This window comes from Parendozoicomonas sp. Alg238-R29 (assembly GCF_947331445.1).
Lineage (GTDB): Bacteria > Pseudomonadota > Gammaproteobacteria > Pseudomonadales > Endozoicomonadaceae > Sansalvadorimonas.
This window is the reverse complement of the sequence record NZ_CAMZOG010000172.1, coordinates 1-2942: the sequence shown is the minus strand read 5'-3', so window position 1 is coordinate 2942 and position 2942 is coordinate 1. Positions and strand designations below refer to the sequence as shown.

The window sequence follows — 2942 nt, the reverse complement described above, 5'->3', positions numbered from 1 at the left end:
AGCGCAGAGGGCGACCTCACCCTGCAGGCCGAAAACGGCGTAGCCATCGTTTCAGTTCAGGACTCTGCGGAATTCAGTTACAAGAGCAAGTCCAAAGGCTCCTTTGGACGCAGCAAAAGCCACAGCATTGATGCCAGCACTATTGATCAGGTGAAAGGGCAGCTGACGTCTGGTGAAACGCTCACTGTGCAATCTGGCGAAGATATTCTGGTACGTGCCAGCCGCCTGGAAGGGGAAGAAGCGGTTAACCTGGAAGCCGAAGGCACCGTCACCCTGGCGGCTGCCAAGAACAGTGAAAAATACGAAGAACACAAATCCAAGACCGGGACAGTCTGGCAGAAGTCGAGCGGTGAAGGCCGCACCGATGAAACCGTTGTACACACCGAAATCATTACCCCAGAGCTCACCATTGCCGCCCAGCGCATTGAGGCAGACTTCAAGGGTATTGAAGGCTTAACCCTGCAGGAAAGTGTAAAACAGCTTTCACAAAACCCGGAACTGGCCTGGATGGCCCAGCTGGAAAATGATCCACGGGTGGACTGGAGCCGGGTACAGGAAATTCATGACCAGTGGGATTATGAGAGTGAGGGGCTGACCGGGCCTGCGGCGGCGGTGATTGCTATTGCGATCGCAATTCTAACCTCAGGGGCCGGAGCTGCTGCACTCAATGTGGCGTTTGGTACTGGTGTTGGTACTGTAGGAACAACAACAACGCTTGCAGGAGCTATTGCTAATGCTGGCCTGACGTCTCTGGTCAGCCAAGCTTCTATTAGTACGATCAATAACCAAGGAGACCTTGGTGCGGTGTTCCAGGAACTGGGTTCCAGTGAATCAGTCAAGAGCCTGGCCACATCAATGGTCACTGCCGGTTTGCTTTATGAGCCTGGCCTTGCCGTTACCAATAACGCGACAATCCCAAGTGTTGAAAAAGCATTGTACGATGCCGGGATAAGGGCCGGGGTCAGTACAGCGATACATGGAGGAAGCCTTGGTGACAACCTTGAAAGCAGCCTCACCAGTGCCGTTATTAACTGGACGGGACAACAGCTCACGCATCAGATTGGTAATCTTGAGCAAACCAACGCTGATATCGATGCAGGAGACTGGCAGAAAACCCTGGCTCATGCAGTTGTTGGTTGTGCTCAGGCAAAAGCGGGCGGTAAAGACTGTGCCAGTGGGGCTTTGGGTGGCGCTACCGCAGAGCTTCTTTCTCCCTGGTTAGATAGTAATGGACTTGATAAGAAAGGCGATGAGCTTGTCACGCTTCTGGCTACTGTCGCCGTTGCTGGTGCAACAGGGAAAGAGCTGGATACAGCCGTTACCCAGGCATTGCAGACAGATCGTTATAACCGGCAGTTGCATCCGAATGAGGTTGTCTTTCTCGCAGACAAAGATCGTATTCGTCGCTACAAAAAGTATTTAGCCGACCAAGGGATCATCTTGACGGAAGAAGAAGCTGCGGTACGACTCAATCAATATGCTGCAGCCATGCTGGATGAGAAATGGACCAACATCAATGGTCGCGATCTCTCAACAGAAAGCTTTATTCTGAGTGAAGCTAGTCAATATAGTGGTTACTACCCTGATGACAGGGGAGATCAGCATGATCTCTTTGCGGCCACAAATGAAGAGTACAGAAATGAACTGATCAACCTGAAACCGCTGTTTTCAGCATTTTCGAATAATGCTGATGTTAGGAAGTACATAAGTGACAACTATGATCATACTCGTCTGGATAACTGGACTCAGAAGTTTAGTGCAGGAAAACAAGCTGGATTCAATGATGCCGCTGTCAATGGAACGCTGGTCAATGATACCAAACTTATCATTGATGCATTGGCAGGGGCTCCTGCATACATAATAAAATCTGTACTTAGCTCTGATGTAGGGTCTCTTGATGATGTGCAGATGGCCTCTTACTATCAGGCACTTCTGAAGTTACAGGGGCGTGGAGAGGAAGCTGGTTACGTTTATGAGTATGAATGGACTACGACTCAGCGCCTGACAGTGTTGGGCCTGATGGCTGGCGGTATCTCAAGTTCTGTGGCCAAAGCCGTTTTATCTGGTAAGGTCACTGGGGTTCCTGGCGCACCGGCAGGTAAAAATGCTGATGATGCGGGTTCGGTATCAAGTAGAGTTGGTTCAGATAGTGATTTTGTTGATGTTCTATCTCCTGAGTCTAGAAAGCATATTTTGGAGGGAGATGGGCCGGGTAGCGGCGGTCATTTATGGCCAGGCCAGCCAGGTAAAACTCCATTTCCTGAGGGGTGGAGTGGGGATAAGGTAGTCCATGAGGTGGGCGATATTGCAACATCGCCAAACACTAAATGGTACGCGCAAACCGGCTCGGGTGGAGAATATACAAAGTCAGGAAAGCCTGCTAAATGGGTAGCTTGGGAAGTTAGGGATAACGTTCGGATTAGGGTTGTATATGAGCCAGCTACCGGAAGAGTCGTAACTGGGTTTCCGGATTCTGATCCTATCCCTAATCTGAAGTTAGTTGATTGAGGTTTGTAATGTTAGCCGATCGTATTAAATCTTTATGTGAAAATTTTCGGGAACGAATGGGGAGTGATCTTCTAGGTCTCTCTAAGAGCTATGTGGATCATGGAGAGAATGAGTTGGCTCTTGATACTCTATGTGAGAATTTATTAGAGAATGAGATAGCAATTAGTGAAGATGAATTGGCTGAGGCTTTATTACTTGGAAAAGAAGTTGGGCTTGATGATTTAGGGTATTTGAAGACCTTAGTGCATTAATGACTCAGAGAAAATTCCAAACGAGCAAACGGTCACCGATAACTTTAGAAACCAACCTCCGAGAGAAAAGCGAGAGAAAAGGGGTCAGAGAAAAGGGGTCGGAGTGGAATGGCACTTACTTAAGAGCTAACCAGTTGTTTTAATTGATGAAAATCAGTCTGTTGATAAACTGGATTGCGACCA

General features: G+C 48.6%; 2 protein-coding genes. Both read left to right on the top strand.

Going from position 1 to position 2942, the window contains the following annotated elements; genetic code table 11:
- A partial coding sequence (locus tag QMA35_RS21250) for a DUF637 domain-containing protein (RefSeq protein ID WP_281649141.1) occupies positions 1-2508 on the top strand: 2508 nt, incomplete at its 5' end.
- 8 nt (positions 2509-2516) lie between these two features.
- A complete protein-coding gene (locus tag QMA35_RS21245; RefSeq protein ID WP_281649140.1) occupies positions 2517-2759 on the top strand; it encodes a MafI family immunity protein in 243 nt (80 codons plus the stop codon).
- The last annotated feature ends 183 nt before the right edge of the window (positions 2760-2942 follow it).

What these genes read in the sequence shown, in the direction of transcription:
- QMA35_RS21245 (WP_281649140.1), top strand. Translation starts at nt 2,517, where the DNA reads ATGTTAGCCGATCGTATTAAATCTTTATGTGAAAATTTTCGGGAACGA.